Source organism: Nocardia sp. NPDC004722 (assembly GCF_053601505.1).
Genome location: NZ_JBSGBY010000987.1, coordinates 1 through 1,884, shown reverse-complemented (window position 1 = coordinate 1,884; position 1,884 = coordinate 1). Strand labels below are relative to the sequence as shown.

1 protein-coding gene and 2 pseudogenes are annotated in these 1,884 nt (G+C 65.6%); all 3 read left to right on the top strand.

Going from position 1 to position 1,884, the window contains the following annotated elements; all coding sequences use genetic code 11:
• Window positions 1-55: 55 nt before the first annotated feature.
• A pseudogene (locus tag ACWELQ_RS44915) lies at window positions 56-367 on the top strand (NADH-quinone oxidoreductase subunit J); the annotation flags it as partial.
• Window positions 364-663, top strand: coding sequence for an NADH-quinone oxidoreductase subunit NuoK (gene nuoK / locus ACWELQ_RS44910; protein WP_379352020.1), 300 nt, complete (start codon window positions 364-366; stop codon window positions 661-663). The pseudogene ACWELQ_RS44915 and the gene nuoK, both read left to right, overlap by 4 nt.
• 1 nt (window position 664) lies before the next feature.
• Window positions 665-1,837: pseudogene (gene nuoL / locus ACWELQ_RS44905) on the top strand (NADH-quinone oxidoreductase subunit L); the annotation flags it as partial.
• Window positions 1,838-1,884 lie beyond the last annotated feature (47 nt).

Below are 1,884 nucleotides of genomic sequence, written 5' to 3'. Positions count from 1 at the left end.
AGCCGTTCGCTGAGCGGAATCGTCAGCTGCGCCAATTCCATTGCCAGGCTTTCCACACCGCGAAAGGTTCGGGCCGCCCACCGATCAGCGCACGCTGTCGAAGGAACGCTTCCGCACCGGCACGCGGGTCACACCGCTGCCGACGCCCGGCGTGTACGCCCGCCACAATGCCGTCGACGCGCCCGCGCGACTGCCGGACGGCTCCTTCGAGGAGCTGTCGGTCAGCAGCATCCTGCGGCACCGCCGCAACCGCGCCCACACCGAGGCCGTGGTGCTGACCGTCGGCAGTGCCCTTCCAGAGCATGGCAACGGCGACAACGGCAGTGACGACAACGGCAACGACTCCCCCGAGGAAGGCTTGCGGTGAACCCGGACAACTATCTGTACCTCTCGGCGCTGCTGTTCACCATCGGCGCGGCCGGAGTTCTGGTGCGGCGCAACGCCATCGTGGTGTTCATGTGCATCGAGCTCATGCTCAACGCGGTCAACCTGGCCTTCGTCACCTTCGCGCGCGTGCACGGCAACCTCGACGGACAGGTCTTCGCCTTCTTCACCATGGTGGTCGCCGCCGCGGAAGTCGTTGTCGGCCTGGCCATCATCATGAGCATCTTCCGTGCCCGCCGCTCGACCTCGGTCGACGACGCCAGTCTGCTGCGGTACTGATATGGACACCTCACAGATGACGTTGTGGCTGCTTCCGGCGCTGCCGCTGGCCGGTGCCGTGGTCCTGCTGCTGCTCGGCAAGGTCAGCGACAAATGGGGGCACCTGCTCGGGACCCTCATGGCGCTGGGCTCGTTCGGTGTCGCGGCGTGGGCGTTCAACGACATGCTCGGCCGGTCCAATGCGCAACGGGCCGTGCACTACACGCTGTTCGAGTGGGCTCCGGTCAACGGGCTGAAGATCGACTTCGCGTTGCAGCTGGATCAGCTGTCGATCTGCTTCGCGCTGCTGATCACCGGGGTGGGATCGCTGATCCACATCTACTCGGTCGGCTACATGGCCCACGATCCGGGACGGCGGCGATTCTTCGCCTACCTCAACCTGTTCCTGGCCGCCATGCTGGTGCTGGTCCTCGCCGACAACTACCTGGTGCTGTACCTGGGCTGGGAAGGCGTCGGTCTGGCGTCCTACCTGCTGATCGGGTTCTGGTACGAGAAGCCCTCCGCCGCAACGGCGGCCAAGAAGGCGTTCGTGGTCAACCGGGTCGGCGACATGGGGCTGGCCATCGCGCTGATGATCATGTTCGCCACGTTCGGGTCCATCGACTTCCGGACCGTCTTCGGGGCGGCCGGGCACGCGAGCACCGGAACCCTTACCGCCATCGGGTTATTGCTGCTGCTGGGAGCCTGCGGTAAGTCCGCGCAGGTGCCGCTGCAATCCTGGCTCGGGGACGCGATGGAAGGCCCGACACCGGTGTCCGCGCTCATCCACGCGGCCACCATGGTCACCGCCGGTGTGTACCTGATCGCGCGGTCCAACCCGATCTTCGATCTCGCGCCCGGTGCACAGGCTGCCGTCATGGCAGTCGGTGCAGTGACATTGGTGTTCGGTGCGATCATCGGCTGCGCCAAGGACGACATCAAGAAGGCCCTCGCTGCCTCGACCATGAGTCAGATCGGGTACATGGTCCTTGCCGCCGGGCTCGGACCGGTCGGCTACGCGGCCGCCATCATGCACCTGCTGACTCACGGGTTCTTCAAGGCCGGACTGTTCCTCGGTGCGGGGTCGGTCATGCACGCCATGAACGATGAGACCGATATGCGGCGTTACGGCGGGCTGCGCAAGTTGCTGCCGGTCACCTACGCCACCTTCGGGCTCGGATACCTTGCGGTCCTTTGACCAGAATCCCGCGAACGGCGGAACCCCCAGGATCGCAAGGTATC